Origin of the sequence: Kutzneria kofuensis, assembly GCF_014203355.1 — a bacterium.
Lineage (GTDB): Bacteria > Actinomycetota > Actinomycetes > Mycobacteriales > Pseudonocardiaceae > Kutzneria > Kutzneria kofuensis.
Genome location: NZ_JACHIR010000001.1, coordinates 5,038,867 through 5,065,743 on the forward strand (window position 1 = coordinate 5,038,867; position 26,877 = coordinate 5,065,743).

The 26,877-nt window shown below is 72.0% G+C and carries 26 protein-coding genes; 17 read left to right on the forward strand and 9 right to left on the reverse strand.

Annotated elements, in window-relative coordinates:
- Positions 1-20: 20 nt before the first annotated feature.
- Entirely contained in the window at positions 21-1,103 is a 1,083-nt protein-coding gene (locus tag BJ998_RS23560; RefSeq protein ID WP_184864895.1) for a glycosyltransferase family 4 protein, read from the reverse strand.
- Positions 1,096-3,597, reverse strand: a complete 2,502-nt coding sequence (locus BJ998_RS23565; protein ID WP_184864897.1) for a glycosyltransferase — start codon at positions 3,595-3,597, stop codon at positions 1,096-1,098. Before BJ998_RS23565 ends, BJ998_RS23560 begins: the two co-directional genes overlap by 8 nt.
- 152 nt (positions 3,598-3,749) lie before the next feature.
- Between BJ998_RS23565 and BJ998_RS23570 the strand changes: the two genes are divergently transcribed.
- Both BJ998_RS23570 and BJ998_RS23575 read left to right on the forward strand, forming a co-directional pair.
- Entirely contained in the window at positions 3,750-4,169 is a 420-nt protein-coding gene (locus tag BJ998_RS23570; RefSeq protein ID WP_184864898.1) for a hypothetical protein, read from the forward strand.
- Positions 4,166-5,053 carry an alpha/beta hydrolase gene (locus BJ998_RS23575; protein ID WP_184864899.1) on the forward strand — a complete coding sequence of 296 codons (888 nt, stop codon included), beginning with the start codon at positions 4,166-4,168 and terminating at the stop codon, positions 5,051-5,053. The genes BJ998_RS23570 and BJ998_RS23575 overlap by 4 nt, the downstream gene beginning before the upstream one ends.
- Here BJ998_RS23575 and BJ998_RS23580 read toward each other — a convergent pair.
- Positions 5,050-5,955: a glycosyltransferase gene (locus tag BJ998_RS23580; protein WP_312890299.1), complete on the reverse strand. Its 906-nt coding sequence runs from the start codon at positions 5,953-5,955 to the stop codon at positions 5,050-5,052. The two genes, BJ998_RS23575 and BJ998_RS23580, sit on opposite strands and share 4 nt — an antisense overlap.
- Positions 5,956-5,970: 15 nt before the next feature.
- Here BJ998_RS23580 and BJ998_RS23585 point away from each other — a divergent pair, with 15 nt between their 5' ends.
- From BJ998_RS23585 to BJ998_RS23595, 3 genes are all read left to right on the forward strand, one after another.
- A complete protein-coding gene (locus tag BJ998_RS23585; protein WP_221338101.1) occupies positions 5,971-7,074 on the forward strand; it encodes a glycosyltransferase family 4 protein in 1,104 nt (367 codons plus the stop codon).
- A gap of 66 nt (positions 7,075-7,140) precedes the next feature.
- Positions 7,141-8,274 carry a glycosyltransferase family 4 protein gene (locus tag BJ998_RS23590; protein ID WP_184868887.1) on the forward strand — a complete coding sequence of 378 codons (1,134 nt, stop codon included), beginning with the start codon at positions 7,141-7,143 and terminating at the stop codon, positions 8,272-8,274.
- An 11-nt stretch (positions 8,275-8,285) separates the two neighbouring features.
- Positions 8,286-9,179, forward strand: a complete 894-nt coding sequence (locus tag BJ998_RS23595; RefSeq protein ID WP_184864900.1) for a glycosyltransferase family 2 protein — start codon at positions 8,286-8,288, stop codon at positions 9,177-9,179.
- On the opposite strand, the gene BJ998_RS23600 is transcribed toward BJ998_RS23595, so the two are convergent.
- Positions 9,145-9,561 carry a hypothetical protein gene (locus tag BJ998_RS23600; RefSeq protein ID WP_184864901.1) on the reverse strand — a complete coding sequence of 139 codons (417 nt, stop codon included), beginning with the start codon at positions 9,559-9,561 and terminating at the stop codon, positions 9,145-9,147. The genes BJ998_RS23595 and BJ998_RS23600 overlap by 35 nt on opposite strands.
- A gap of 116 nt (positions 9,562-9,677) precedes the next feature.
- Here BJ998_RS23600 and manB point away from each other — a divergent pair, with 116 nt between their 5' ends.
- Genes manB through BJ998_RS23620 form a run of 4 tightly spaced genes read left to right on the forward strand, consistent with a single transcriptional unit; the run spans position 9,678 to position 13,319 of the window.
- Positions 9,678-10,772 carry a mannose-1-phosphate guanylyltransferase gene (manB, locus tag BJ998_RS23605; RefSeq protein ID WP_184864902.1) on the forward strand — a complete coding sequence of 365 codons (1,095 nt, stop codon included), beginning with the start codon at positions 9,678-9,680 and terminating at the stop codon, positions 10,770-10,772.
- 2 nt (positions 10,773-10,774) lie between these two features.
- Entirely contained in the window at positions 10,775-11,857 is a 1,083-nt protein-coding gene (locus BJ998_RS23610) for an AAA family ATPase (protein ID WP_184864903.1), read from the forward strand.
- The gene (locus BJ998_RS23615) at positions 11,854-12,450 is read left to right on the forward strand and encodes a DUF4276 family protein (protein ID WP_184864905.1); all 597 of its coding nucleotides are present in this window, start codon (positions 11,854-11,856) and stop codon (positions 12,448-12,450) included. Before BJ998_RS23610 ends, BJ998_RS23615 begins: the two co-directional genes overlap by 4 nt.
- Complete coding sequence (locus BJ998_RS23620) at positions 12,438-13,319, forward strand: DNA-3-methyladenine glycosylase family protein (protein WP_184864908.1); 882 nt, start codon at positions 12,438-12,440, stop codon at positions 13,317-13,319. The genes BJ998_RS23615 and BJ998_RS23620 overlap by 13 nt, the downstream gene beginning before the upstream one ends.
- Here BJ998_RS23620 and BJ998_RS23625 read toward each other — a convergent pair.
- The 4 genes from BJ998_RS23625 to BJ998_RS23640 all read right to left on the reverse strand — a co-directional run bounded on the left by BJ998_RS23625 (position 13,316) and on the right by BJ998_RS23640 (position 17,036).
- A complete protein-coding gene (locus tag BJ998_RS23625) occupies positions 13,316-13,855 on the reverse strand; it encodes an NUDIX hydrolase (RefSeq protein ID WP_184864910.1) in 540 nt (179 codons plus the stop codon). The genes BJ998_RS23620 and BJ998_RS23625 overlap by 4 nt on opposite strands.
- Positions 13,856-13,928: 73 nt before the next feature.
- On the reverse strand, positions 13,929-15,269 hold the full coding sequence (locus tag BJ998_RS23630; protein ID WP_184864912.1) for a coenzyme F420-0:L-glutamate ligase: 1,341 nt from the start codon (positions 15,267-15,269) through the stop codon (positions 13,929-13,931).
- Positions 15,266-16,228: a 2-phospho-L-lactate transferase gene (cofD, locus tag BJ998_RS47655; protein ID WP_184864914.1), complete on the reverse strand. Its 963-nt coding sequence runs from the start codon at positions 16,226-16,228 to the stop codon at positions 15,266-15,268. Before cofD ends, BJ998_RS23630 begins: the two co-directional genes overlap by 4 nt.
- Positions 16,229-16,262: 34 nt before the next feature.
- Positions 16,263-17,036, reverse strand: coding sequence for a site-2 protease family protein (locus BJ998_RS23640; RefSeq protein ID WP_184864916.1), 774 nt, complete (start codon positions 17,034-17,036; stop codon positions 16,263-16,265).
- Between the two features lie 321 nt (positions 17,037-17,357).
- On the opposite strand from BJ998_RS23640, the gene BJ998_RS23645 reads away from it, so the two are divergent.
- Both BJ998_RS23645 and BJ998_RS23650 read left to right on the forward strand, forming a co-directional pair.
- Positions 17,358-17,609 (forward strand): WhiB family transcriptional regulator, encoded by a 252-nt coding sequence (locus tag BJ998_RS23645; protein WP_184868888.1) that lies wholly within the window; start codon positions 17,358-17,360, stop codon positions 17,607-17,609.
- 78 nt (positions 17,610-17,687) lie between these two features.
- On the forward strand, positions 17,688-20,987 hold the full coding sequence (locus tag BJ998_RS23650; RefSeq protein WP_184864918.1) for a glycosyltransferase family 2 protein: 3,300 nt from the start codon (positions 17,688-17,690) through the stop codon (positions 20,985-20,987).
- Positions 20,988-21,062: 75 nt separating this feature from the next.
- On the opposite strand, the gene BJ998_RS23655 is transcribed toward BJ998_RS23650, so the two are convergent.
- A complete protein-coding gene (locus BJ998_RS23655; protein WP_184868889.1) occupies positions 21,063-21,530 on the reverse strand; it encodes a metallopeptidase family protein in 468 nt (155 codons plus the stop codon).
- A gap of 85 nt (positions 21,531-21,615) precedes the next feature.
- Between BJ998_RS23655 and BJ998_RS23660 the strand changes: the two genes are divergently transcribed.
- Genes BJ998_RS23660 through BJ998_RS23685 form a run of 6 tightly spaced genes read left to right on the forward strand, consistent with a single transcriptional unit; the run spans position 21,616 to position 26,876 of the window.
- Positions 21,616-21,990: a DUF3499 domain-containing protein gene (locus BJ998_RS23660; RefSeq protein WP_184864920.1), complete on the forward strand. Its 375-nt coding sequence runs from the start codon at positions 21,616-21,618 to the stop codon at positions 21,988-21,990.
- A 49-nt stretch (positions 21,991-22,039) separates the two neighbouring features.
- The gene (locus BJ998_RS23665; protein WP_184864921.1) at positions 22,040-23,389 is read left to right on the forward strand and encodes a phosphomannomutase/phosphoglucomutase; all 1,350 of its coding nucleotides are present in this window, start codon (positions 22,040-22,042) and stop codon (positions 23,387-23,389) included.
- A gap of 24 nt (positions 23,390-23,413) precedes the next feature.
- Complete coding sequence (locus tag BJ998_RS23670) at positions 23,414-23,620, forward strand: Trm112 family protein (RefSeq protein ID WP_184864923.1); 207 nt, start codon at positions 23,414-23,416, stop codon at positions 23,618-23,620.
- Positions 23,621-23,626: 6 nt separating this feature from the next.
- Positions 23,627-24,703 carry an SIS domain-containing protein gene (locus BJ998_RS23675; protein WP_184864925.1) on the forward strand — a complete coding sequence of 359 codons (1,077 nt, stop codon included), beginning with the start codon at positions 23,627-23,629 and terminating at the stop codon, positions 24,701-24,703.
- Positions 24,704-24,717: 14 nt separating this feature from the next.
- Positions 24,718-25,950, forward strand: a complete 1,233-nt coding sequence (manA, locus tag BJ998_RS23680; RefSeq protein WP_184864926.1) for a mannose-6-phosphate isomerase, class I — start codon at positions 24,718-24,720, stop codon at positions 25,948-25,950.
- 11 nt (positions 25,951-25,961) lie between these two features.
- Positions 25,962-26,876, forward strand: a complete 915-nt coding sequence (locus tag BJ998_RS23685) for a cation diffusion facilitator family transporter (RefSeq protein WP_184864928.1) — start codon at positions 25,962-25,964, stop codon at positions 26,874-26,876.
- Position 26,877 lies beyond the last annotated feature (1 nt).

Genomic DNA, 26,877 nt, shown 5'->3' on the forward strand with positions numbered 1-26,877 from the left:
TCACAACGTTCTGGAGTTGCTCAGGCTTTGGCCTGGTGGTAGGCGGTCAGGGTTCGTTCGGCGCAGTTGCGCCAGGTGAAGACGGAGGCGTGGGCGCGGCGGGCGGCCAGGAGATCGGCGGTCGGCGGGTCCTCCAGCGCGGAAACCAGCGCCGCCGCCAAGGCCTCGGTGTCGCCGACCGGCACCAGGTGGGCCTGATCCCCGGCGACCTCGCGCAGCGCCGGCACGTCCGAACAGACCACCGGCACGTTGCACGCCAACGCCTCCAGCACGGGCAGCCCGAAGCCCTCGTCCCGGGACGGCAGCACGAGCGCCGCCGCGCCGGCGACGACGCTGCGAAGGTCCACATCGGACAGGTAGCCGGTGGTCCGAACCCGGTTCCCGTCGGCGCGGTGCCCGGGGCCGACGAGCAGCAGGGGCGGCAGCGACGGCGTGGCGGCGTGTGCCTCCAACAGCGTCGGCAGGCCCTTGCGGGGGCCGTCGGCGCCGACGAACAGCAGGTACTCGGACGGCAGATTCAGCCGCCCACGTAGGGAATCGCCGGGCGGCCGGGCGGCGAACCAGGCGGGGTCGACGCCGAGCGGCGTGACGACGATCCGGTCGGCCGGCACACCGAGCCGCTCGGTGACGACGTTGGCGACGGCCTGCGTCGGCGTGCACACCACGTCCGCCCGCCGCGCGCATTTCCGCACCAGCTCGGGCAGTTCGCGGTCGCTGGGCGGCAGTTCGTCGACGGCGTCGAGGAAGTCCAGGTCGTGCACGGTCATCACGCCGTCGGCGAACAGGGCGGGCGGCAGCACGAAGTTGGTGCCGTGCACCACGTCCGCCAGCCCGGCGTAGATCTCCACCGGCGGGAACGAGGAGTTGAGCCAGCACTTGCGCAGCACCCGCGCCGGCACGGGCATGCCCCGGGCCCGGACCCCGTGCGGCAGCACGGAACGCAGCCCGCGCCACCCGCGGAAGGTGTACGCGACCGCGCGCACGTCGACCTCGTCCGGCATGGAGGCGAGTTCCTCAGCCAGCGCCGCGGTGTAGCGGCCGATTCCCGTGCGCTGCCCGAGCAGCGGCGTGCCGTCGAGCAGCACCTTGAGCCGGTCAGCCACGCGGGTGCCCCGTCGTCAGCCGGATGACCCGGCCGGCGGCCCGCTTGGCCAGCTCGGCCGGCCCGCCCGCGTTCAGGTACTCCCGCACCAGCCCCAGGTCCCTACGCAGCGTGCCGACCGCGCCCAGCGGCTGCTCCCGCACCAGCGGGCCGGCCGCCACGAGCCGGTCGGCGGCCGGGCGCGGCGCGCGGCAGAACTCCACCAGCGGCGCCAGCACCACGTCCCATGTGTACCGCTCCCGCACCACCGCTATCCGCTCCCGACACCCGTCCGCGAACTCCTGGTCGTAGAGCACACGTTCCAGCGCGTCGGACAGTTCACCGGGGTCCTCGGGCGACACCACGATCCCGAGCCGCTCCCGGCGGATGAGGTCGGCGAACGAGTCGCCGTCGGTGGTCACGATCGGCAGCCCGGCCCACAGGTAGTCCAGCACCCGGGTGCGGAACGCGAACGTGGTCTCCACGTGCTCGAAATGCGTGGTCACGCCGCAGTCGCCGTCGAGCAGCCAGTTCTGCCGGTCGGCGTAGGGGACCCAGCGCTCGTTGAAGAACACGTGCGTGCCGGCCAGCCCGAGCCGGGCGGCAAGGCTGCGGGTGCGGCCGGCGATACCCATGTCGGGCACCTCCGGGTTGGGGTGGCGCATGCCCATGAAGAACAGGCGCACGTTGTCGTGCCGGGCCCGCAGCCGGTCGACGGCGTGCACCAGGGTCAGCGGGTCGAACCAGTTGTAGACGCCGCCGCCCCAGACGATCACCTTGTCCTGCGGCGAGATGCCGTCCACCACACCCTTGATCGCCGGCGCGGTGCGCTGCGCGGGCTTGGCCGGCAGCCCGAACGGGACCTCGGCGATGAGCGAGCGCACGGTCGGGTCGGCGTCGTAGACCTGCGGGGTGAGCCGGCCGAGCGCGGCGAGGTGGCCGAGCCAGAAGTGCCGCTGCCGGTCGGAGGCGCACAGGAAGAAGTCGCCGCGCTTGAGCTGGTTGTTCAGCACGGTGGTGACGCCGACGACGTCCTTGGCCCGCTTCTCGTCGTTGCCGCCCTTGGCCTGTTCCAGCAGCTCCAGGTGCATCGGGTCGTAGACGTCGCAGACCACGATCTTGGTGGAGCGCGGGTTCTTCAGGCTCTGCACCATCTCCAGCACGTGGCCCTGCAGCACGATCACGTCCGCCCAGTCGACGTGGTCGAGCAGGCCGCGGACGGTGGACTGCGCCACCGGGAACGGGGCGGCCGGCGGGTCGCAGCGCTTGTTCACGGTGACCAGCCGCACGTCGTGCTCGCCGGCCAGCGTCTCGGCCATGTGCCAGGCCCGGATGGCGGGGCCGGCCATCTGCTCGGACAGCGCGTCACCGGTGATCACCAGCACCCGCCGCGGCCGGCCGAACGGCTCGTCCAGGCCGAACGCGTCGACCAGCGCCTCGTGGGCGGCGAGGTAGCGCTCCAGCGGGTAGGCCGGCTCCATTGCCTTGCGCATCAACGGAACCAGGTCGGCGTCGGTGCGGACCCGGGCCGCCTGCTCGGCCTTGCGGGACTCCGCCAGCGAGGGCAGGAGCTCGACGAACTGGTCGATGGCGAGCAGCCCGGCCAGCGTTTCCCGTGGCACGGCAACCGGTTCCGCGTCCGTGGCGCGGTCGGCCGGTCGCCTGGTGATCTCCAGCTGGGTGGCGTCGATCTCGCCCCTCGCGGTGGCCCGGCGGACCGCCAGCGCCATCGCGGCCGGCATCGCCTTGGCCAGCGTCTCGTCCGAGAGGTTCTTGTACATCGCGGCGAGTGCGTTGCGCTCCAACAGGAAGTACTCGCGCGACGAGTCCACGTCGGACATCGAGGCGTGGTGGCGGTGGTAGGCGACCGACCGCGGCTCGTAGCGCACCCGCCAGCCGCGCAGGTTCAGCCGCCAGCCCAGGTCCACGTCCTCGTAGAACATGAAGAAGCGCTCGTCGAAGCCGCCGAGCTCGCGGAACAGCTCGGCCCGCACGAACAGCGCCGAGCCGGTGCCGAACAGCACGTCCCGGGCCACGTCGTGGCTGCCGTCGTCGGGCTGGCCGGCGAACCGCTTGTAGCCCATGCCGAACCAGGTCAGGCCGCCGTCGACGAAGTCGATCAGCTTGCCGTCCCAGTCCAGCACCTTGCTCGCCACCGCGCCGACGGTCGGCTGCGCCCGCAGCGTCTCGACGGCGGCGGCGACCCAGTCGGCGTGCGGCCGGGCGTCGTTGTTGAGGAAGGCCAGCACCTCGCCGGTCGCGTGCTGCACGCCGAGGTTGCAGCCGCCGGCGAAACCGAGGTTGTCGGGGGCCTCGACGAAGGTCACGCCGGGCTCGTCCCGCAGGCGCTCGGCGCTGCCGTCGCCCGAGTTGTTGTCGACGCAGACCAGCTGCAGTCGGTCGGCCGGGTAGTCCAGCTCCGTGCGCAGCGCGCGCAGGCAGGTCAGGGTGTCCTCGACGCCGCGGTAGTTGACGACGACAACCGACACCGAAGGCTGGGTTACCCCCTCCGACACGCTGGTCTCCCTCCGTACGTGACAGACACAAGCCTGCACTACGGACCTGTGCGCGCGGAGATCAGGGTAAACCCCGATTGCCCCTCATGCTTGCCCGAGCTATGTTTTGCTCAACCGAGCAAGAAGCGGCTCGGGCGAGCAAAGGAGCGGTCATGACCAGGATGATCAACCTGCTGTACGCCAACCTCGGACTCGCGCTGCTGCAGGCGGCGCTGACCTTCGTCTTCTACGGGCAGCTGGTCGCCTACCAGGCGCACGGCAGCGCCGAGGCGTACAGCGTGTTCGAGAACACAACGTGGATCCGCCCGGTGGCGGTGTCGCTGATCTCGCTCATCTACGTGGGCATCGCCCGCAAGCTGCGCTCCGGCAGCCGCGCCACCTACATCCGCGTGGTGGTCATCGCCGTCGTCGGCTCGCTCGGCCTGGCCTGGGGCATCAGCACCGGGCAGTTCCCGATCTGGATGGAGATCCTGATGGGCGCGCAGGCCGCGGTGCTGGTCGGCCTGTTCGTCGCCGCCATGCAGTCGTCCGTGCGGTCGCAGTTCGCCAAGAAGTCGGCGGTGACGGCATGAACCGCCGGCAGCTGCTCGGCCTGGCCGCCGCGGGCGTGACCGCCGCGGCCGGCGCCGGCGTCACGACTCACGGGAAGCCGCCGCTGCTGTTCGTGCACGGCTCGCACGGCAGCGGCGGCTACCTGCTCCCGCTGACGTTGGAGCTCACACAGCGTGGACGCGTGGCGACGGCGGTCGACCTACCCGGTCACGGTGCGGAGGGCTACTTCCCACTCTGGTACCAGGCCCCGCAGGATGTGCACGCCATGGCCACGGAGGTGTCGCCGATCGCGGGCATCTCGTTGGAGGACAACGTGAACCGGGTCGTGTCGGTGTTGCGGCGGATCGGGCCGGCGATCCTGGTCGGGCACAGCCTCGGCGGGGCGACGGTCAGCGCCGTGTGCAACGCCGTTCCGCATCTCGTGCAGCGCGCCGTGTACCTGTCCGCGTACTGCTGCTCGGTACGCAAGACGGTGGCGGAGCTGTTCGAGAGCAAGGAGAACGCCGGCAGCCTGATGCTGAAGGTCCCGCCCACCGCGGACGGCTCCGTGGTGCTGGCCAACCGGTTCAACTGGCGCACTAACGACCCAGACGTGCTGGCGCTGCTTCGGGAGACGTACATCGCGGACGGCACGGACGCGCAGTTGCGGGCGACGATCGGCGGGCTGCAGCCGGACGAGCCGTACGGGGTGAGCTTCGCGGACTGCTCACTGCAGCCGTCCACCGGCGGTCGGGTGCCGCGCACGTACGTGCGGTTCACGCAGGACCGGGCGGTGCCGTTGGCGCTGCAGAACCTGATGATCAGCGACGCCGGCCGGTTCGACGTGCACGACCTGGCCGCGTCCCACTTCGGCGTGGTCACGAAGGCGCCGGAACTGGCCGGGTTGCTGGACGGCCTGCGCTAACGCCCGGCCCAGGCGCGCCACAGCGCGCGCCGGCGGACCCGGGCCGTGACGGAGATCCGCGCCCGAGCCAGCAGCGCCGCCGGCAGCCGCCATGTCACGTCGGCCAGCACCGCCAACCGCAACGACACCCGGAAGTTCGCGCCCGGCACCGGCTTGCGGAACGGCAGCGCTGCCGTGATCGCCGTGAACCGCGCGAGTTGTTCCAACGCCACCAGCAGCGGGGCGCAGCGCACGAGCATCAGCAGTCGGTTGCGCTCGTTCCAGTGGTGGAACTTCGAGGAGCCGAGCCGACTGCTCGCACCGTGCCGGTGCACGACCCGCGCCGGCACGGAAATCACCCGCCAGCCACGCAGCCGCAGCCGCCACGACGTGTCGGTGTCCTCGTAGTAGCAGAAGAATCCCGCCGGCACGCCGCCGACCGAGCGCAGCGCCGCCGTGCGCATCAGCACCGCGCCGCCGCAGAAGCCGAACACCTCGCGCCCCGCCAACGCCGTGTCGGCGCCGTGCCCGTCGGCCGTCAACCGAACACCGACCGACTGCACGGAGCCGTCCGGCAGCTCCAGCGAGGACGTGACCGCCGCGGCGTCGCCGTGGCGGTCCAACGCGTCTTCCAGAGTGGCGATCCACGACGGTCCCGGCACGGCGTCGTCGTTGAGCCACGCCACGAACTCCGTGTCGATGCGTGGCAGCGCCGCCGCCAACGCGCCCGCGTAGCCGCGATTCCGCGGCAGCCGCAGCACGTCGTGTCCGGCGAGCAGTTCGGCCGTGCCGTCGTCGGAGGCGTTGTCCACGACCAGCACCCGTGGCTGCCGGTCCTGCCCGGCGAGCGCGTCCAGGCACTCCCGGATGTGCGCCCGGCCGCGCCAGGTCACCACCACGACGGTCGAACGGGCTTCAGCCACGGCCGCAGACGGTACATGTCACCCTTGGGCGTGCCCGAACTCGTGGTGCTGACCGATCAGCTGCTCGCGCCCGTGCCCGGCGGCACCGGCCGCTACACCAGGGAACTCACTGCCGCGCTCGCCGCGACCGCGCCGGCCGACTGGACCGTCACTGGCGTTGTGGCGCGCTGCGCGGACCCGAGCGCGGCACAGATCGAGGGCGTGGAGGGCCCGCGCATGCTTCCGGTGCCACGGCGGGTTCTGGCGCGACTGTGGCAACGCGGCGTGCCGCTGTGGCCCGGCGGCGACGCCGTACACGCGCCGACGCCGCTAGCGCCGAGCGTGGTCAAGCGCGGGCGCACGCTCGTCGCGACGGTGCACGACGCGGTGCCGTGGACGCACCCGGAGACGCTCACGGTGCACGGCGCGCAGTGGCACCGCACGATGGTGTCGCGGCTCATGCGCAAGGCCAGCGCCGTGGTCGTGCCGACCGAAGCCGTCGCGAAGGAACTCGCCGAACACGTTTCCGGTTCGGCGAACGTGCACGTGATCCACCACGGCGTTCCGGACGCGCTCGCCGTCGAGCCGACCGATGCCGCCGCCGTGGCGCAGCGGCTCGCGTTGCCGCCGCGGTACGTGCTCGCGGTCGGCACTCTGGAGCCGCGCAAGGGCATCGACGTGCTGATCGCCGCGATGGGGTTGCCCGAGGCGCCGGATCTGCCTGTCCTACTGGTCGGCGCGACCGGCTGGGGACAAGTCGACATTTCCTCCGAACGGGTGAGATCTCTCGGCCCGTTGACCGATGCCGAGCTCGCCGTCGTGCTCCGTCGGGCCACCGTGCTGGCCGTGCCGAGCCTCGCCGAGGGCTTCGGCCTGCCCCTGCTGGAGGCCATGGCGGTGGGCGTTCCGGTCGTCCACTCGGATGCGCCGGCGCTGGTCGAAGTGGCCGACGGCGCCGGCTTCGTCGCCCGCCGGGGCGACCCGAAATCGCTGGTAGCGGCGTTGCGCACGGTAATCGACGATCCGGCGGCCGCGCGTGCCGCCGTCGACCGGGGACGGGCGCGAGCGGCCGGATTCACCTGGCGCCGGGCCGCCGAGGCGGTCTGGGCCGTGCACCTGGGGCTGGGCACGCACAGTTAGTCCATTCGTCGGTAATGATCATCGGGGTCGCCGTACCCTGCTCCGGTGCACCATCTCGACCCCAGCGTGTTGATCGACGCCACTGCCGTGCCGGCCGACCGTGGTGGCGTCGGACGGTACGTCGACTCGCTGGCGGCCGCGCTGGATGCCGACGGGGCCAGGCTCAGCGTGGTTTGCCAGCCGCGTGACGCGGCGCTGTACGGGCAACTCGCGCCGCACGCGCGGATCGTGCCCGCGCCGGAGGCCGTCGCCGCCCGCACCGCGCGGCTGATGTGGGAGCAGAGCGCGCTGCCGCGGCTCGCGCGGGCGCTCGGCGTCGACGTCGTGCACTCGCCGCACTACACGATGCCGATGGCCACTCCGGTCGGCTCCGTCGTCACGTTGCACGACGCCACCTTCTTCACCGACCCCGCGCTGCACTCCTCGGTGAAGGCCCGCTTCTTCCGCGCGTGGACGCGTGCGTCGCTGGCCCGCGCCACCGTGTGCATCGTGCCGAGCCGCGCCACCGCCAACGAGCTCACGCGCGTGGCCAACGCCGACCGCCGCCTGCTGCAGGTCGCGCACCACGGCGTCGAGGGCGAGCGCTTCCACCCGCCGTCGCCGGAGGAGGTGGTGGCCGTGCGCAAGGCCCTCGACCTCCAGGACACGCCGTACGTGGCGTTCCTCGGCGCGTTGGAGCCGCGCAAGAACGTGCCCGCGCTCATCCGTGGTTTCGCACGCGCCTGCCAAGGGCGCACGGATCCGCCCGCGCTCGTGCTCGCCGGACAGCCCGGCTGGGACACGCAGGTGGAGAGCGCCCTGGACGCCGTGCCGCACCGCATCCGCGTGATCCGCGCCGGCTACCTGCCGTTCGAGCAGCTGTCCGGTTTCCTCGGCGGCGCCGTCGTCGTGGCGTACCCCAGCCTCGGGGAGGGCTTCGGATTGCCCGTGCTGGAGGCCATGGCCAGCGGCGCGTGCGTGCTCACCACGCGGCGGCTCAGCCTGCCCGAGGTCGGTGGCGACACCGTCGCGTACTGCGGCGTCGGCGCGGGCGACATCGCCGCCGGGCTGACCGAGCTGCTCGACGACCCGGCCCGCCGCTCGTCGCTGGCCGCCGCCGCGCAGCTGCGGGCCAAGGAGTTCTCGTGGGCGGCATCAGCCACCCTGCACCGGGAGGCCTACGGGCGGGCGGCTGTGCTCGCCCGCCGCGCCCGCCACTAGTCTCATCCGGCGTGACGCAGCCCGAGCCGAAGACCTACGGCGACGACCTAGCCGTCGTGACGATCACCTACTCCCCGGGTGAGGTGCTCGACCGGTTCCTCGACACGCTGGCCAAGGCCACCACGCGCACCGTCACCGTGATCCTCGCGGACAACGGCTCCACCGACGGCGCGCCGGAGAGGGCCGCCGCCGAGCGGGACGAGGTCCGTCTCGTGCGCACCGGCGGCAACCTCGGCTACGGCGGCGCCGCCAACCGAGGTGTCGCCGAGCTGCCCGACGACGTCGGCTGGGTCGCCATCGTCAACCCGGACATCGAGTGGGGCGCCGGCTCGCTCGACACGCTCATCGAGGCCGCCGGTCGGTGGCCGCGCGGCGGCTCGTTCGGGCCGCTGATCCGCGAGCCCGACGGCAGCGTCTACCCGTCCGCGCGGCTGCTGCCGTCGCTGGGCAAGGGGCTCGGGCACGCCGTGTTCGGGAAGCTGTGGCCCAACAACCCGTGGACCCGCGAGTACCGGCAGCAGGACACCTCCGTCACCGAGCGCCCCGCCGGCTGGCTGTCCGGCTCGTGCCTGCTGATGCGCCGCGCCGCGTTCGACTCCGTCGACGGCTTCGACTCCAGCTACTTCATGTACTTCGAGGACGTCGACCTCGGCGACCGGCTCGGCCGCGCCGGCTGGCTCAACGTGTACGTGCCGTCGGCGGAGGTCGTGCACCTCGGCGGGCACGCCACCGCGCGGGCGTCCGAGCGGATGCTGGCCGCGCACCACGCCAGCGCGTACAAGTACCTCTCCGAGCGCAACCGTGGCCCGTGGCACGCGCCGCTGCGGCTGGCCATCAGGGCCGGGCTGGCGCTGCGGCTGAAGATGGAGCTCAGGGCTGGTCGGACTCCGGCAGCGCCCCGCTGAGGCGGTCCGTCAGCGAGATGCGGCGGCCCGGCGTCTGCTGGGTGGTCGGGATGATGCCCGGCAGCTGCTTGGTGTCCTGCTCCGGCTGCTGACCCTGGTGCTGCTGACCCTGGTGCTGCTGGGCCGGTTGCTGGGGCCGCTGCTGTTGCTGCGTCTGCTGCTGGGGCGGCACCGGCACCTGGCCGGCCGCCACCGAGCCGGGAAGCACGACCGTGGTGTCCGGGTCCTGTTCGCGCGGGTCCGCCGCGTCCACCACCACGCGCGGAATCTGCACCGTGGGCTTGGCGTCCATCGGCGACGTCGCGTTGTTCGGCGTCACCGCCCACCGGTTGCGGGCGCTGGCGCGGGCGAGTGCTGCGTCGGCCCGGTCGCGGGGGTCCATCTCCCGACCTCTTCCTAGTCCGGCGTGCCGGCCACCGGGTCCGATGCCCGGTCGATCCGCCACGTGCAAGAGTATTCCCTCGGTCGCGCCCGCGTCAGTGGAGGAGGAAACCCGGCATGTCGTCCAGCGTCGGACAGCAGGTCAGTGGGGTCGACGCCGTTGTGCTCGTGGGCGGGAAGGGCACCAGACTCCGCCCGCTCACGCTCTCGGCGCCCAAGCCCATGCTGCCCACCGCGGGGGTGCCGTTCCTGACGCACCTGCTGTCCCGGATCCGGGCCGTCGGCATCACGCACGTGGTGCTCGGCACCTCGTACAAGGCCGAGGTGTTCGCCGAGTACTTCGGTGACGGCTCCCGGCTCGGGCTGGAGTTGGAGTACGTCGTCGAGGAGGAGCCCCTCGACACCGGCGGCGGCATCCGCAACGTCGGCGACCGGCTGCGCGAGGACGACGTCATGGTCTTCAACGGCGACATCCTGTCCGGGGTGGACCTGGCCGGCGTCGTCGGCACGCACCGTGACAACAACGCCGACGTCACCCTGCACCTCGTGAAGGTCCCCGATCCCCGGGCCTTCGGCTGCGTGCCCACCGACGCCGAGGGGCGCGTCACGGCGTTCCTGGAGAAGACCGACAATCCGCCGACCGACCAGATCAACGCCGGGTGCTACGTGTTCCGGCGCGAGACCCTGATGACCATCCCCACCGGTCGTCGGGTGTCCGTCGAACGCGAGACCTTCCCCGGGCTTCTGGCCTCCGGGCACCGGCTGCAGGGCCACGTCGACTCGTCCTACTGGCTCGACCTCGGCACCCCCGGCGCCTTCGTCCAGGGCTCCGCCGACCTCGTCCGCGGCATCGCCCCCTCGGCGGCCCTGCCCGGCGCCCCCGGCGAGTCCATCGTGCTCGACGGCGCCACCGTCGACCCGTCCGCGACGATCACCGGCGGCTCCACCATCGGGGCCGGCTGCGTCGTCGAAGCCGGCGCGGTCGTCGACGGCTCCGTCCTCTTCGACGGCGCCGTCATCCGCTCCGGCGCCGTTGTCGAACGCACCCTCGTCGGCGCTCGCGCCGTCGTCGGCACCGGCACCGTCCTGCGCGATGTCGTCGTCGGCGACGATGCCGTCATCGGCGCCCACTGCGAGCTCCTCCACGGCGCCCGCGTCTGGCCCGGCATCCACCTCCCCGGCACCTCCATCCGCTTCTCCACGGACGCGTAGCCATGGCCCCGAGGTTCGACATCACGCGGGTCCGCCTGCGCAACTACAAGAGCATCGAGTCGTGTGATGTCGAACTCGGCCCGCTCACCCTGCTCGTGGGCCCCAACGGCTCCGGCAAGAGCAACTTCCTCGACGCCTTGCAGTTCGTCGCCGACGCACTGAACACCAACCTGGAGAATGCCCTCCGGGAGCGAGGCGGATTCCGCTCGGTGAGCCGCTTCGGCGAGAGCGAAGTCGAAATCGAGATCACTCTTGGTTCTGGCGTGCAAACGCGAGGCTACCGTGTTGTGCTCGCACCGGTCGATGGCGTTTCGTATCGGGTCGTCAGCGAGGCGTGGAAGTACTCCGATAGTTCGGAATGGTCGGTCGATGTATTTGATGGGCCCGAACATATCGGGCTGCCACGAGGTCGGATTGGTGAGCGGCATCTTCCCGTTCTGAAGGTGCTGTCAGGATTTCGGTCCTTCAGTCCGATTCCGGAGCAGATGAGGGACATCAGCCGCCCGGACCTAGGGGACAGGCTGCTCAGGGACGGCTCCAACGCGCCGAACGTGATCGCCAGGCTGGAGTCCCACGATCCCCCCGCGAAACAGTTGGTCGAGGAATACCTGCGGCTGGTCGTCGATGGGCTGACCGGCGTCGAGTCTCGCCAGATCAGTTCCTGGCGGGCGCTGTTCTTCAAGCAGGAAATCGAAGGGGTGAGCCAGCCCAGGGAATTCGATGCGCTGTCGATGTCCGACGGCACGTTGCATGCCTTGGGAGTGCTCATCGCGTTGTTCGAGGGCGCTGAGACCGTTGGGATCGAAGAACCGGAAAGTGGGCTGCATCCTGCTGCCGCGGCCGTGTTGATGGACGCGCTGCGGGACAGCGCCCACCGCCGTCAGGTGATCGTGACGACGCACAGCCCCGATCTGCTCGATGTGCCGGGCCTCCAGCCGTCCGAAGTGCTTGCCGTGCGCTCTGTTCGCGGCAAGACGGTCATCGGTCGGCTCAACGACGCCGGAACCTATGCGTTGAAGGAGTCCCTCTACAGCCCAGGTGCGTTGCTGCGAACCAACTACCTGCAACCGGAGACCGACGAATGAGCCTTCCGGTTGTCGTGCCCGTCGTCGAAGGTCACGGTGAGAGCACAGCGGTTCCGGTGCTGCTGCGTCGGATGACATGGGAGCTTGGTTGGGAACACCAAGTGGCGCAACCGTTCCGAGTGCCACGGAGCGAGCTGGCCGACCCGACCAAGCTGAATCGCGCGGTGGCGGTCGCCTCTCGCAACGTTCGAGGACCAGGCGGTGTCCTGGTCCTGTTCGATGCCGACGACGACTGCCCGGTGGAACTGAACGCGAAGCTTCAGGGCACGGTCTGCGATTCGCGATGCAGGGTGGAGATCGTCGTCGCCAACCGTGAGTTCGAGGCCTGGTTCCTGGCGTCGATCTCGGCGCTGCGCCAGCACGACGCCGTACAGCCCGACGCGGCCTACGCCGGCGACCCGGAGCAGCGGCGTGGGGCGAAGGAGCAGCTCACCAAGTTGATGGTGAGTCCGTACCGCGAGGTCAGGCACCAGCCCGCCTTCTGCAGCCTGATCGACCTCGAGACGACGTGGCGGAACAGCCGGTCGTTCCGGCGGTTGGTGAGTGCGCTGCAACGGTTGCTGGAGGTGGAGCCGCCGCCATGGACGCTGTGACCCGTCGCTGGACGCCCGACTACCCGCTGGACATCGGCGGGGTGGTCGGGCCGTTGCGGCGTGGGGCCGGGGATCCGGCGTTTCAGGTGGCGGCGGACGGGGCGTTGTGGCTGACGGGGAACGCCGCGTCGGGGCCGGCGTCGCTGGAGCTGCGCCGGCAGGACGGCGAGGTGGTGGCGCGGGCGTGGGGTGACGGCGCGGAGGAGCTGCTGGACGGAGTGCCGCAGCTGCTCGGGGCCGACGACGAGCCGGAGGCGTTCGAGGCGCACCACGAGCTGATCCGCGAGACGAGGCGGCGAATGCCGGGGCTGAGGCTGGGAAGGACGAACCGGGTGTGGGACAGCCTGGTGCCGGCGATCCTGGAGCAGAAGGTCACGGGGTACGAGGCGCGCAGGTCGTGGCGGGACCTGTGTCGGAGATACGGCCGACCAGCCCCGGGCCCGGCGCCGGTGGGCATGAGGGTGCCGCCGACGCCGAAGGCGATCCTGGGCATCACGGACTGGGAGTGGCACAAGGCGGGTGTTGACGGCCAACGGCGAAGGACGCTGCTGAACGCGGCGGCGGCCGCGCATGCGTTGACGAGCAAGGAGAAGCTGCGGTTGATCCCGGGCATCGGGGTGTGGACGACGGCCGAGGTGGCGCAACGCGCCTGGGGCGACCCGGACGAGGTGAGCGTGGGCGACTTCCACATCCCGAGCGTGGTGGGCTGGGCGCTGGTGGGCCGCGCGCTGGACGACGACGGCATGCTCGAGGTGCTCGAGCCGTACCGGCCGCAGCGCCAGCGCGCGGTCCGCTACATCGAGGCGTCGGGGTTCCGCAAACCCCGCTTCGCCCCACGCTACGCAGCCAGGGACTACCGGGCGATCTAGCGGTAACGCGACAAAGCCAGGTCCACGAGTTCGGGCACGGTGTCGACGTTGGACGGCAGCGCATCGACGGGCCACCACTGCAGGTCCACGGACTCGGCGCTGCGCACGGGCTTGGCGCCGACGGGGGCCCGCACCAGGAACCGCACGTCGAAGTGCCGCGTGGGCTTGCCGAGCGAGCAGGTGATGCCGTGCACGTCCACGTGCAGCGGCGTCGGCTCGATCCGCAGCCCCCGGATCCCGGACTCCTCGGTGGCCTCCCGCAGGGCCGCGTCCACCACGGTCGCGTCGGACGGCTCGCAGTGCCCGCCGAGTTGCAGCCACCGCCCGACCCGGGGGTGCAGCGTCAGCAGCACGTGCTCGGCGGTGGCGTCGAGCACCAGGGCGGAGGCGGTGATGTGCCCGGGCTCGCACGAACGCAGGCAGGCGTCCGCCCGCGCGGCGAGGAAGCCGAGAAACGCCTGCCGCAGCGCCTCCTGCGGCTCGCTGCCGGGCTGCCACCCGGTCAACGTCGACACGGCGTCGGCATGCAGGCTCACAGGCCCACCTCGCTGGCGCTCGGCGGGTCTGCGACCCAGCTCCCTGTGTTGAATGGTGCCCTCGCAAGCTCGGTCACAGCTCCACCAATCCCAGTTCGGTCGGCGCGGGCGGCCGGGGCCCGGCGACTCCGTCGGCCGGATGCCCGACGGCGACGGCGCCGAGCGGCGACCAGTCGGCCGGCAGGTCCAGCACGGCCCGCACGATGTCGGGGCAGAAGATGGTCGACGACACCCAGCACGACGCGAGGTCCTCGGCCGCCAGCGCGACCAGCAGCCCCTGCACGGCGGCCCCGCCGGCGACGGTGAACATCGTGCGCTCGGCGGCCTGCCGCAACGGGTCGGGGTAGTCGTGCGCGCCGTCCATCACCATGAACGGCAGCACCAGCTCGGTCGCTCCCCACAGCAGGTCGCCGCGGGCGATGCGGCGCTCGATCCGCGCCTCGTCCCACCCGTCGTTACGGAGGTCGGCACGCCACTGGTCGCGCATGGCCTCCAGCAGCTTGGTCCGCCGCGCCCGGTCCCGCACCCACACGAACCGCACGGGATGCGTGTGGTGCGGCGCCGGCGCCGTCAAACCGACGCCGATCGCCCGGCGCAGCACGTCCTCGTCCACGGGCTCGCCGGAGAAGCTGCGCACGGAGCGCCGCAGCAGCACCGCCTCCCGCCGGCCCTGGGCGATGGACTCGTTGGTGCCCAACCGGAACAGGTCCTCCTCGACCGGCCGGTTCAGGTCCCGTGCGGTCGATCCGTTGTCCGTCAGGGACAATCCCCGCACGACGGCGACCGGCACCGCGCCGAGCTTGCCCTTCACGAGGTCTCCCGCGGCGGCGATCTCGTCGGCGATCGCGACTTCGGTCACCACGAGCTCGTTGCCCTGGCCGTCGACCTCGCCGGCGTAGCTGCGCACGACGGGCAGTCCCGAAGCGCCGATCGCGGCGTCGGTCTGCCCGACCCGCCACGCCCGGCCCATCGTGTCGGTGATCACCACGGCGACGTCGACACCGAGCCGCTCGCGCAGCTCGGTGCGCAGCTTCAGCGCCGAGGCGTCCGGGTCCAGCGGCAGCAGCGCGATCTCGGCCTGCGACACGTTGGAGTTGTCCACTCCCGACGCGGCCTGCACGATGCCGAGCCGGTTCTGCGTGATCAGCGTGTTCTTCACGCGGGCCAGCACCCGCACCGACTCGGAGACGACCAGCTCCCGCCGCCGGGCCTCGCGCTCGGCCGGGTCGTCCGGCGCGGGCACCAGCTGACCCTCCACTTTGGACACGATCTTGCTGGTGACCACGAGCACGTCGCCGTCGCGCAGCCACGGCGCGGCCTCGGCGATGGCGGCGGTCAGGTCGTCGCCGGGACGGAACTCGGGCAGCCCGGGCACCGGCAGCAGCTCGACGGCGCCCTCGGCGTGATCGGTCACAGTGCGACTCCAGCCAGGTCGAGTGCGGCGCGGACCATGTCCGCGGTGGCGTCCACATCGGACATCAGCAGCGGCACGTTGCGCACCGCGACGCCGTCGACGGACGCGTTGTCCTCCGGAGCCACCAGCCAGCCGTCGAGCACGCCGTCGGCCTTACGCGAGCCGTAGTGGCGGCCGACCGCCTCGGCACTGGTCTCCACGCCGATCGCGGTCAGGCACGCGTCGGCCATGCCCCGGACCGGCGCGTTGCCGATGATCGGCGAGACGCCGACGACGCCGGCCGAGGTCGCGCGCACGGCGTCGCGCACGCCGGGGATCGACAGCACGGTGCCGACGCTGACCACGGGATTGGACGGCGCGAACAACACGGCGTCCGCGCCGGCGATCGCGTCCAGCACACCCGGCGCCGGCTTGGCTTCGTCCGCGCCGATCGGCACGATCGAGTGCGCCGGCAGCTCGGCGTGGTACCGGATCCACCACTCCTGGAAGTGGATCGCGCGCCGCTCGTCCTCCGAGCCGGGCACGTCCACGACGACGTGCGTCTCCACCTGGTCGTCGGTCATCGGCAGCAGCCGCACGCCGGGCTGCCAGCGCGCGCACAGCGCCTCGGTGACCGCCGACAGCGGATAACCCGCGCGCAGCATGCGGGTCCGCACCAGGTGCGTGGCGATGTCCCGGTCGCCCAGCCCGAACCACGGGGCCTCGGCGCCGTACGCGGCGAGCTCCTCCTTGACCCGCCAGGTCTCCCCGGACAGTCCCCAGCCGCGCTCGGTGTCGATGCCGCCGCCCAGGGTGTACATGCACGTGTCCAGGTCCGGGCAGATGCGCAGCCCGTGCAGCCACACGTCGTCGCCCGTGTTCACCAATGCGGTGATCTCTGCCCCTTCGGGCAGCGCCGCCTTCACGCCGAGCAGGAACCGCGCCCCGCCGACACCGCCGACCAATACCACGACCTTCACAGGGCGCAATCCTTTCACGCTTGCGGGTGAAATCTCAGCGGGTCCAGAAGCGGAAGAAGGCGTCGCCGAGTCCCGCGAGGGAGATGTCGCCACCGACCAGGCCGAACAGGCCGCGGCCAATGGTGAAGAACACAGTGCTCACCTGGCTCACGCCGATCAGCAAGGCGAACAGCACCAGCGGCGCCCACGGCCGCACCCGCACCGCGATCGCCTGCGCCTCACGCGACAGCCACGGCGCGATCACGCCGAAGCCGTCGAAGCCCGGCACCGGCAGGATGTTGAACAGGAACGTGAACACCTGCAGGAAGGCCAGGTAGGCGAAGGCCAGCTGCAGTCCCAGGGGCAGCGGGACCACCAACACAACAGCGTTGAGCACCAGGCCGATCAGCAGGTTGAACAGCGGCCCGGCGAAGGACACCAGAGATTCGACAGGTTTGGACCGCAGCGCCCAGTGATTGATGAGTACGGCGCCGCCCGGCAGCGGGATACCTCCGATGATCAGGTACACCAGCGGCAGCACGATGCTCATCACTGGATCGGTGTAGCGGCGCGGGTCGAGCGTCAGGTAACCGCGCACCCGCACCTCGTGGTCGCCCCCGCGGTACGCCACGAAAGCGTGGCCGAACTCGTGCAGGCACAGGGAAACGACCCAGCCGCCGACGACGAAGAGCACGACACCGGCGGTGAGCAGCCAGCGGTTGCCGTAGAACGGATCGGCCGTCGGCAGCGCGCACAGCACCGCACCGATGACTGTCACGCCCAGCAGGCCGAGGAACAGGGGACTCGGTCGCACCGATGATCGGTTCACAACCACCAGTGTGCCCGGTGGCGGTGGGTGACCGGCGGCGGTATGACCAGGTGGCAGCGCCTGTTCGCCCTCTGTGACGGTGTCCCCCGACGTAAGTACTTCGCTTGACCCCTTGCAACGACACGGGTGTAATCACATTGGTGTCATTCACCGTCGAGGGGGCGGTGGGTGGTGTCCGCCAACCGGGGAGTGCGGAAGGCGAGGAGGCGGACGGACATGGAAATAGAAGGAGGCCGCGTCGTGGAAGCGGCCGAGATCGTCGGCATCGGCGCGCCCGTGCGCGAGTTCAGCCTGTTGGAATCCGGTGAGAGGGATTTCACGGTGCTGGACGGGGTGTTCGACGGTGACGACGAAGAGCAGGAGTGGCAGGAGCGCGCCCTGTGCGCGCAGACCGACCCCGAGGCGTTCTTCCCCGAGAAGGGCGGATCCACCCGGGAGGCCAAGCGGATCTGTCAGGGCTGCGAGGTGCGTTCGGAGTGCCTCGAGTACGCGCTGGCCCATGACGAGCGCTTCGGCATCTGGGGCGGGCTGTCCGAACGGGAACGCCGGAAGTTGAAGAAGCGGCCCGCGTAGAAGGCTCAACCCGCCGGGCAACTGGCCCGATGATCAGTCGTACGGTGTGCTCGACGCGCCGACGATGGGAGTGGCCAGTTGCCCGGTAAGGCCCAGCCGGTCCTGCGCACCGCGCCGGTGCTCGCGGTGCTCGTGTGCCACGACGGCGAGCCGTGGCTGCGGCTGGCGCTGTCCGCGCTGCGGCGCTCGATGCCGCGCCCTCGGCACGTGATCGCGGTGGACACCGGATCATGGGATCGGACGCCGAAGTTGTTGGCGGAGGCCGCATCCGGGGACAAGCCGGTGCTGGACGGCGTGCTCACCCTGCCGCGTGGAGCCGGTTTCGGAGACGCGGTCCGGGCGGCCGTGACCCACGCCATCGAGCGCTGGGGCGATCCCGGTCGTTGGCTGTGGCTGCTGCACGACGACAGCGCGCCGGAGCCGGGCTGCCTGGCCGCGCTGCTCGCGGCGGCCGAGATGTCGCCGGCCGCGGGTGTGCTCGGCCCGCTCTGCCTGGACTGGAACGACCCCAACATCGTGGTGTCCGCCGGGGTGTCCACGGATTCGTCCGGTCATCGGCAGACCGGCATCTCCGCGCTGGAGAGCGCACAGGCCCGGTTTTTCGAGCAGAGCACCGAATCCCTCGCGGTGAGCTCGGCGGGCGCTTTGATCAGCCGGGAGCTGTGGAGCCGGCTCGGCGGCTACGACCCCGTGCTGCCGATGCTCGGCGACGACCTTGATTTTGGTTGGCGGGCAAACAAAGCGGGTAGCCTGGTGCTGTCGGTGCCGACGGCCCGGCTGCGACACGTGCGCGCCGCCAGCGTCGGCGAGCGTCGGCTGGACGCGCTCGCCGCGCCGCCGGGGCCGTTCCTGCGCGGCGTCGAACGGGCCCATGGCCTGCGCACCTTCCTGGTCAACTGTGCACTTTTCTCGTTCCTCATCGGCCTGCCCCGGCTGATACTGCTGTGTCTGTTGCGTGCCTTGGGATTTCTGGTGCTGCGCCGGGTTCCGGACGCGCGGGCGGAGATCGGCGCGATCCGCTACCTGGTGAGCGGCCGGGGACGTCTGCTGTCCGCTCGGGCAGATCGCCGGCGCATTTCGGTCGCCGGGCAGAAGAGTGTGCGCGGATTGTTCACGAGCCGGCTCACGCGGTTGCGCAACGCGTTCCGCAGCGGCCTGGCCGTGCTGGTTCGCCGACGCGTGCAGGCCGACGCGGTGCTCGGCCGGCTGCCCGCGCCGGAGACGGCACGGACCGCGTGGCTGGACCCGGACGACAGTCGCAACGCCAAGCTTCCCGTCGGACCGCAGGCGCTGCCGGCCGGTGCGCTGCGGGGCGCGCGCCGCGGTCCCGCCGGGCTGCGACGGCCGGCGGCGGTGGTCGTGCCGGTCGCGGCGCAGGCGCCGCCGGGGCTGCGACCGAGCCCGCGGCCACGGCCGTCGCCGCGGCGACGCGACGAGGAGGCGCCCAACCCGCTGGCCGATCTCATGATCGTCGAGGTCGATCGTGGCGAGGTGATCCGGCAGCTGCTGGTGTCGCCGGCGCTGTGGATGTTCGTCACGCTGTCGGTGCTCGGTGTGATCGTCAACGCCGGGCGGCTGGGCACGGATCTCGTCGGCGGCCGGCTGCTGCCGGTGCGTGACCTCGCGGCGACCTGGTCGGCGTACCTGGCGACGTGGCATCCGGTCTCCGGCGGAACGGCCGCTCCCGCGCCAGCGGCGTTGGCAGTGCTGGGAAGTCTCGGCGCGGTGCTCGGCGGCCCGAAGGCCGCGGTGGCCGTGCTGCTGTTCGGCGACCTGCCGCTGGCGGGTGTATCGGCGTATCTGGCGACGCGGCGGATGCGTGTCGCCCGGCCGATTCGCGCTGTGATCGCCGCCGCGTACGCCTTGCTGCCGGCCGCCGCGACCGGTGTGTCGCAGGGCCGGTTGGACGTCGTGGTCGTGCACCTGCTGCTGCCGCTCGTGCTTGCCGGTGCGGCAACTTTGTTGCGGGGCAACGCCCCCGGGACCTGGGTGGCCACCGTCGCCAGCACGTCCATCGGCCTCGCGGTGATCGGCGCCTTCTCACCGTTGACACATCTGCTGGTGCTGGTCGGGGTGCTGATCGGGTTCGTCGCCGTGCCGGGACACCGCCGCGTGCTGGCGTTGTTCGGAATTGTGTTGCTGCCCTTGGCTTTGCTGCTGCCATGGCCCGCGGTTGTGTTGCAGCACCCCGATGTCCTGCTGCACGGCGTCGGCGCGCGGCTGCCCGACACGCCGGAGGCGCTGACCCGACTCGTCACCCTTGACCCCGGCGGCCCAGGGGCCCTGCCGGTGGTCGGAGTGTTCGTCGTCGTGGCCGCCGTGAGCGCTGCCGTGCTGCGGGCCAACCGGAACGTGCTGCCCGGCCTCGCGGTCGCCATCGGCGGCGTCGTCGTGGTCGGGTTCCTGTGGAGCCACCAGGTGTGGACCGGCGCGCCGATGCTCGTGCTCGGCGCCGGGCTGCTGCTGATCGTGCTCGGCGCGTGCGTGCCGGCCCCGGTCGTGTGGGAGATCCCGCACCTGCGCTTCGCCTCCATCAGCGCGGCCCTGGTCGTGGTCGGGCTGCTCGCCGCCAGCGTGCTGATCGCCGGCCGGCAGGGGCCGCTGCACGCCGGCGGCGACCCGCGCTTCGTGCCGGCGATCGCCAACGAACTGGCGACGACCGGCGAGACGGTGCTGGAGTTGGCCCACGACGGCCGGCCGACCCGGCTGACCGCCGGCGGCCTCGCCGGCTTCGGCGACGACGACCTGGTGCCGGTGCCGGGCGCCGCCGAGCGGTTGACCAAGCTCGGCGCCGACCTGATCGGCGCCGACCGTGACGCCGCCGAGGCCGCCGTCGCGCAGCTGGCCGTGGACGGCGTGAGCTACGTCGTGCTGCCCGACACCGGGGCCGCCGAGCGGCTGCACGACGCCGTCGGCGACCTCGCCACCTCCTCGCCGCCGATGTCCGACGGCCGGCCGGTGGTGCGCGTGCAGCTGGCCAACAGCCACGTGGTGCTGCTGGCCCCTCAGCAGGCCCAGAAGGCCGTCACGGGCGGCGCCCCGCCCACCGAGCTCGGCGCGCCCGGCATCGCGCCGGTGGACGCCTCACCGCCCGACATCGCCGTCCGCGTGTCCGACGGGCCGAGCGGCCGGCTGCTGGTGCTCGCCGCCGAGGACGAGCCCGGCTGGCGGGCCACCGTCGACGGTCGTCAGGTGGCGACCGTGCGGGCCTGGGGGCACCTGATCGCCGTCCCCGTGCCCACGGCCGCCGCCGACGTCACGGTCGACCAGCCCGGCACCCTGCGCAGCTTCCTGCTCCTGGTCCAGGCGGCCTTCCTTCTGTTCACGGTTCTCACGGCCATTCCCAGTCGCAAATCAACCCCCGCGAGTCCCGCCTAGGAGCACAGCGAGTCCCGCTCTCGGGCACACCGAAACCCGCTCTCAGGCACACCAGACCGTGAATTCAGGAAGTTCTCAGTCCCCGTCGATCACGTCCGGATCGAGGCCGAGGTAGCTGGCGATCTGCTCGACCAGCACATCGTGCACAAGATCCGCGAGATCGGCCCCGTCCTTGGCCCGCGCCTCCAACGGCCGCCGGTACAGCACGATGCGTGCCCGGGTGGGCACGCCGCGTCGGTCGACGCCCGCCGGAACCAGCCTCGCCAGCGGCACGTTGCCGTCGTCGACGACGCCGTCCTCCCAGCTCAGCTCGTCGTCCGGGCCGACGTGCACCTCCGGCACGTCGTCCACGGCCACGTCCAACTGGGTCAGCTCGGTCCGCCAGCGTGCCTCGATCGGCTCGAGCGCCTCGATCACGAGCGCGTCGAACCGCTCGGCCCGGCTGCGCGCCGCGGGCAGCGTCGCCGGATAGAGCGGTCCGCGCAGGCCACGGCCGTGCCGGTCGCGGCTGCGGCGTCCCCGACGCCTGGATCCTCTGGCCATCACCACGGCCAGTCAGCGTACGCGGAGGCGTGTCACCCGCGTGCCTGCACGCCGCCAAGAGTGGGAAGCGCTATCGTCAGCGATCGTGCGGAGCGTGAGGCGGTGCTCGCGAACCGGGTGTACGAACCCGGCAGTCGCCACGCTCACCTACGCCTATGCGGACTCCACCGCGGTCGTCGGACCCCTGGCCACCTACTCCGAACCGCACAGTTACGACCTGTGCGAGGAGCACGCCATGCGGCTCACGGTGCCCCGCGGCTGGGAGGTCGTCAGGCATGAGGGTGAGTTCGCCGCTCCCGAGCCGTCGGTCGACGACCTGACGGCGCTCGCGGAGGCGGTGCGGGAGGCCGGCCGGGCCGACCGACCGGTGGACCGGGTCGACCCGACCCGGATGGACCCGTCGATGGGGGCCCAGCGACGGGGCCACCTGCGGGTGTTGCCCGACCCGATCGAGGACTGAACGCGCCGGTAGGCTGGCATCGACCCATCCGAGCTACCCGGGAGAAGGCGTGCCCGACCTGTCTGCGATCGTCAAGGCCTACGACATCCGTGGGGTGGTCGGCGAGCAGTTGGACGCCGCCGTCACACGCGCCCTGGGGGCCGCGTTCGCCAAGCTCGTCGGCGGCCCGTCCGTCGTCATCGGGCACGACATGCGCGACTCCTCGCCCGAGCTGTCCGCCGCGTTCGCCGAGGGCGTGACCAGCCAGGGCGTCGACGTCGTGTCCATCGGCCTGGCCAGCACGGACATGCTCTACTTCGCCTCCGGCAAGCTCCAGCTGCCCGGCGCGATGTTCACCGCCAGCCACAACCCGGCCAAGTACAACGGCATCAAGCTGTGCCGGGCCGGCGCGGCTCCGGTCGGGCAGGACAGCGGCCTGGCCGAGATCCGGGACTGGGCCCAGCAGGGCGTGCCGCCGGTGGACGGCCGCCATGGCAGCGTGAGCGAGCAGAACATGCTCGCCGACTACGCCGCCTACCTGCGGGAACTGGTCGACCTGAGCGGCATCCGGCCGCTGAAGGTCGCGGTGGACGCCGGCAACGGCATGGGCGGCTACACGGTGCCCGAGGTGTTCGCCGGGCTGCCGATCGAGGTCGTCCCGATGTACTTCGAGCTGGACGGCAACTTCCCCAACCACGAGGCCAACCCGCTGGACCCGGCCAACCTGGTCGACCTGCAGCGCAGGGTCGTCGAGGTGGGCGCGGACGCCGGCCTGGCCTTCGACGGCGACGCCGACCGCTGCTTCGTGGTGGACGCCGACGGCAACCCGGTCTCGCCGAGCGCGGTGACCGCCCTGGTCGCCACCCGTGAGCTGGCCAAGGACCCGGGCGGCACGATCATCCACAACCTGATCACCTCCCGCTGCGTGCCGGAGATCGTGGAGGAGCACGGCGGCAAGCCAGTGCGGACCCGCGTCGGACACTCGTTCATCAAGCAGCGGATGGCCGAGACCGGCGCCATCTTCGGCGGCGAGCACTCGGCCCACTACTACTTCCGGGACTTCTGGCGCGCCGACACCGGCATGCTCGCCGCCATGCACGTGCTGGCCGCCCTCGGCGAGCAGGACAAGCCGCTGGCCGAGCTGACCGCGGAGTTCTGCCGCTACGAGGCGTCCGGCGAGATCAACTCGACCGTCGCCGACCAGGCCGCGTCGACCGAGGCGGTCCGCGCCGCCTACGCCGGCCGCGACGGCGTGACCTTCGACGAGTTGGACGGCCTGACCGTCGACCTCGGCGACGGCCGCTGGTTCAACCTGCGCGCCTCCAACACGGAGCCGCTGCTGCGGTTGAACGTGGAGGCACCCGACGCGGGCGCGGTCGCCGCGCTGCGCGACGAGGTGCTGGCCATCGTGCGGCGCTGAGAATCTTCGCTAGGGAGGAACCCGATGGCCGTCCAGCTCGACCCGCAGCTGCTGGAGATCCTGCGCTGCCCGTCGCCCGACCACGCGCCGCTACGTCCCGGCACCCCGGACGACGCCGACGCGGACATGCTGACCTGCACCGAGTGCGGCCGCGGCTACCCCGTCCAGGACGGCATTCCGGTGCTGCTGCTGGACGAGGCGGTGCCGCCGCAGGGCGGCGTGGCCGGGTGAGCTGACGTGCTCGACGACACCCTGCTCGACGACCCGTCGCGGCTGGCGGACACCGACACCGGCGGGCTGCTGCGCGCGGCGGCGATGGCCGGCGCGCAGGTGCGCGCCGTCGCCGAGGCCGCCGAGGAGGCGGGCGTCGGGCGGCTGGCCGAGGAGCGGCCGCGGGCCCTGGTGCTGGTCACCCGTCCCGGCATCGGCGTGGCCGCCTCCCAGCTGCTGGCCGCGCTGCTGACGACGGCGTGCCCGGTGCCGGTCGTGCTGGCCGAGGCGGTGCCGAGCTGGATCGGCGCCCTGGACCTGGTCGTCGCGCACACCGACGACCCCGGCGACGTCGTGCTGGCCGAGTCCCTCGACCGGGCGACCCGCCGCGGCGCCCGCGTGATCGTCACGGCCCCGCCGGACGGCCCGGTCGCCGCCGCGGCCGCCGGTCGCGGCGTGCTGCTGCCGCCGCGGGTGCCGGTGCCGACGGGCTTCGGGTTCGCCCGGGCCCTGGCCGCCGGCCTTGTCGTCGTCGGCGCTCTGGGATTGTTGCGTACGGACATCGCCGAGCTGGCCGATGAGCTGGACCGCGAGTCCGAGCGCGACCACCCGATGCACGAGTCGTTCGTCAACCCGGCCAAGAGCCTCGCGCTGCGTGTCGCCGACCGCACGCCGCTGCTGTGGGGCCTCGACCCGGCGGCGACCGCCGTCGCCTGGCACGCCGCGTTCGTGCTGGCCAGCCACGCCGGCGTGGTCAGCGACGTGGCCGGCTACCAGCAGGCCATCGGCCGCGCGGCCCTGCACCGCGCCGCCGTGCAGTCCAGCTCCGGCGGCGACCTGTTCGCCGACCCGGACGACGAGCAGCCCACCCAGCCCCGGGTCCTGCTGCTGGCCGTCGGCCGCGGCGACGCCGCCGAGGCGACCCGCCGCGCGGCCGAGGCGACCCTGGCCGGCGCGGACGTGATCCGGCTGGACGAGGTCTCCGGCGGCGACGCCACCTGCGCCGCGGTGCTTGCCCTGCGTTTCGAGCTGGCCGCCCTCTACCTGGGGCTCGCGGCCGGCACCATCGGCGGCCCCGGGTACTACACCCCGGCCGCCGTATGAGGGAGTGACGACGAGTGGAGTTGCTGCACAACGCGGTGCGTCCCTACGCATGGGGCTCACGCACCGCGATCGCCGAGCTGCTCGGAAAGCCCGTGCCGGCGCCGCACCCCGAGGCCGAACTGTGGATGGGCGCACACCCCGGGGGGCCGTCCCGGCTGGTCGACGCCGACGGTGACGAGCGGTCCCTGCTCGACGAGCTCGCCGCCGACCCCGACGGGCAGCTCGGACCGGCGCTGGCCGCGCGTTGGGGCGGGCGGCTGCCGTTCCTGCTCAAGGTGCTGGCCGCCGACGAGCCGCTGAGCCTGCAGGCCCACCCGTCCGCCGAGCAGGCCGCCGAGGGTTACGCCCGCGAGGAGGCCGCCGGCATCCCGCGGGACGCCAAGAACCGCAACTACCCGGACCCCACCGCCAAGCCCGAACTGATCTGCGCGCTGACCGAGTTCCACGCGCTGGCCGGCTTCGCCGACCCCGAGCGCACCATCCGGCTGCTGCGCGGCCTGGACGCGCCGGGGCTGGCCCACTACACCGAGCTGCTGGCCGGGCAGCCCGACTCCGACGGCCTGCGCGCTCTGTTCACCACCTGGATCACGTTGCCGCAGCAGGCCCTCGACCAGCTGCTGCCGCAGCTGCTCGACTCGTGCGTGCGGCAGGTCAAGGAACGCGGCGAGTTCGACCTGGAGTGCCGGACCGTGCTGGAGCTCGGCGAGGCCTACCCGGGCGACGCCGGCGTGCTGGCCGCCGTGCTGCTCAACCGGATCGTGCTGCACCCCGGCGAGGCGATCTACCTGCCCGCCGGCAACCCGCACGCGTACCTGCGCGGCACCGGCATCGAGATCCTCGCCAACTCCGACAACGTGCTGCGCTGCGGGCTCACCCCCAAGCACGTGGACGTGCCCGAGCTGCTGCGGGTGCTGGACTTCTCGTACGGGCGGATGCCGGTGCAGCGCGGGGACGAGGTCACCCCGCACCACTTCGTCTACCCGACGCCGGCGGCCGAGTTCGAGCTGTCCCGGCTGGAATGGGCTTCGGATGACGCTCCTGTTCGGATCGATCACCCGGGGCCGCAGGTGCTGATCTGCATCGACGGCGCTGTCACGCTGCGCCGCGCGGACGGCGTCGAGCTGCCGCTGCGGCGCGGCGAGTCCGCCTGGCTCGCCGCCGCCGACCCGGCCGTCGACGTCGTGCCGACCAGCCTGCCGGCCTCGGTGTTCCGGGCCACTGCCGGAGTCGATTCGTCCAGCAACTAGGGTTTTGTCCCATGTCAGCAGGGGGCGGTACCAAAGCCATTGTCGCCGCGCTGAGCGCCAACGCCGGCATCGCGGTCGCCAAGTTCGTCGGATTCGCCGTCACGGGGTCGTCGTCGATGCTCGCCGAGGGCGTGCACTCGATCGCCGACACCGCCAACCAGGGGCTGCTGCTGCTCGGCAAGCGCACCTCGCAGCGCAAGGCCGACGCCGAGCACCCGTTCGGCTACGGCCGGGACCGGTACTTCTACTCGTTCGTGGTGGCGCTGCTGCTGTTCACCCTCGGCGCGCTGTTCGCGATCTACGAGGGCATCCACAAGGTGGAGGCGCCCGAGCCGCTGGACGCTCCGTTCGTCGCCGTGATCATTCTCGGCCTGGCCGTGCTGCTGGAGGGCTACAGCTTCCGCACCGCCATGGCCGAGTCGCGGGAACTGCGGGGGAACGCCAGCTGGTGGCAGTTCATCCGGCAGGCCAAGGTGCCCGAACTGCCCATCGTGCTGCTGGAGGACACCGGGGCCCTGTTCGGTCTGGTGTTCGCGCTGCTCGGCGTCACGCTGTCGCTGGTGACCGGGAACCCCGTGTGGGACGGCGTGGCCACCATCGCCATCGGCGTGCTGCTCGGGCTGATCGCCATCGTGCTGATCATCGAGATGAAGAGCCTGCTGATCGGCGAGGGCGCCGCCCCCGAACTGCTGAAGACCATCGTGCGGCAGCTGGAGGGCGGCAACGTGGAGCGGGTGATCCACATCCGCACCCAGTACCTCGGGCCGGAGGAGATCCTGGTCGCCGCCAAGATCGCGTTCAACGGCACCGCGTCGGTCGCCGAGGTCGCCCGGTCCATCGACGAGGCCGAGGTTCGGGTGCGATCCGCGGTCCCCGCGGCCCGACTCATCTACCTGGAGCCCGATCTGGACCGGACACCCCGGTAGG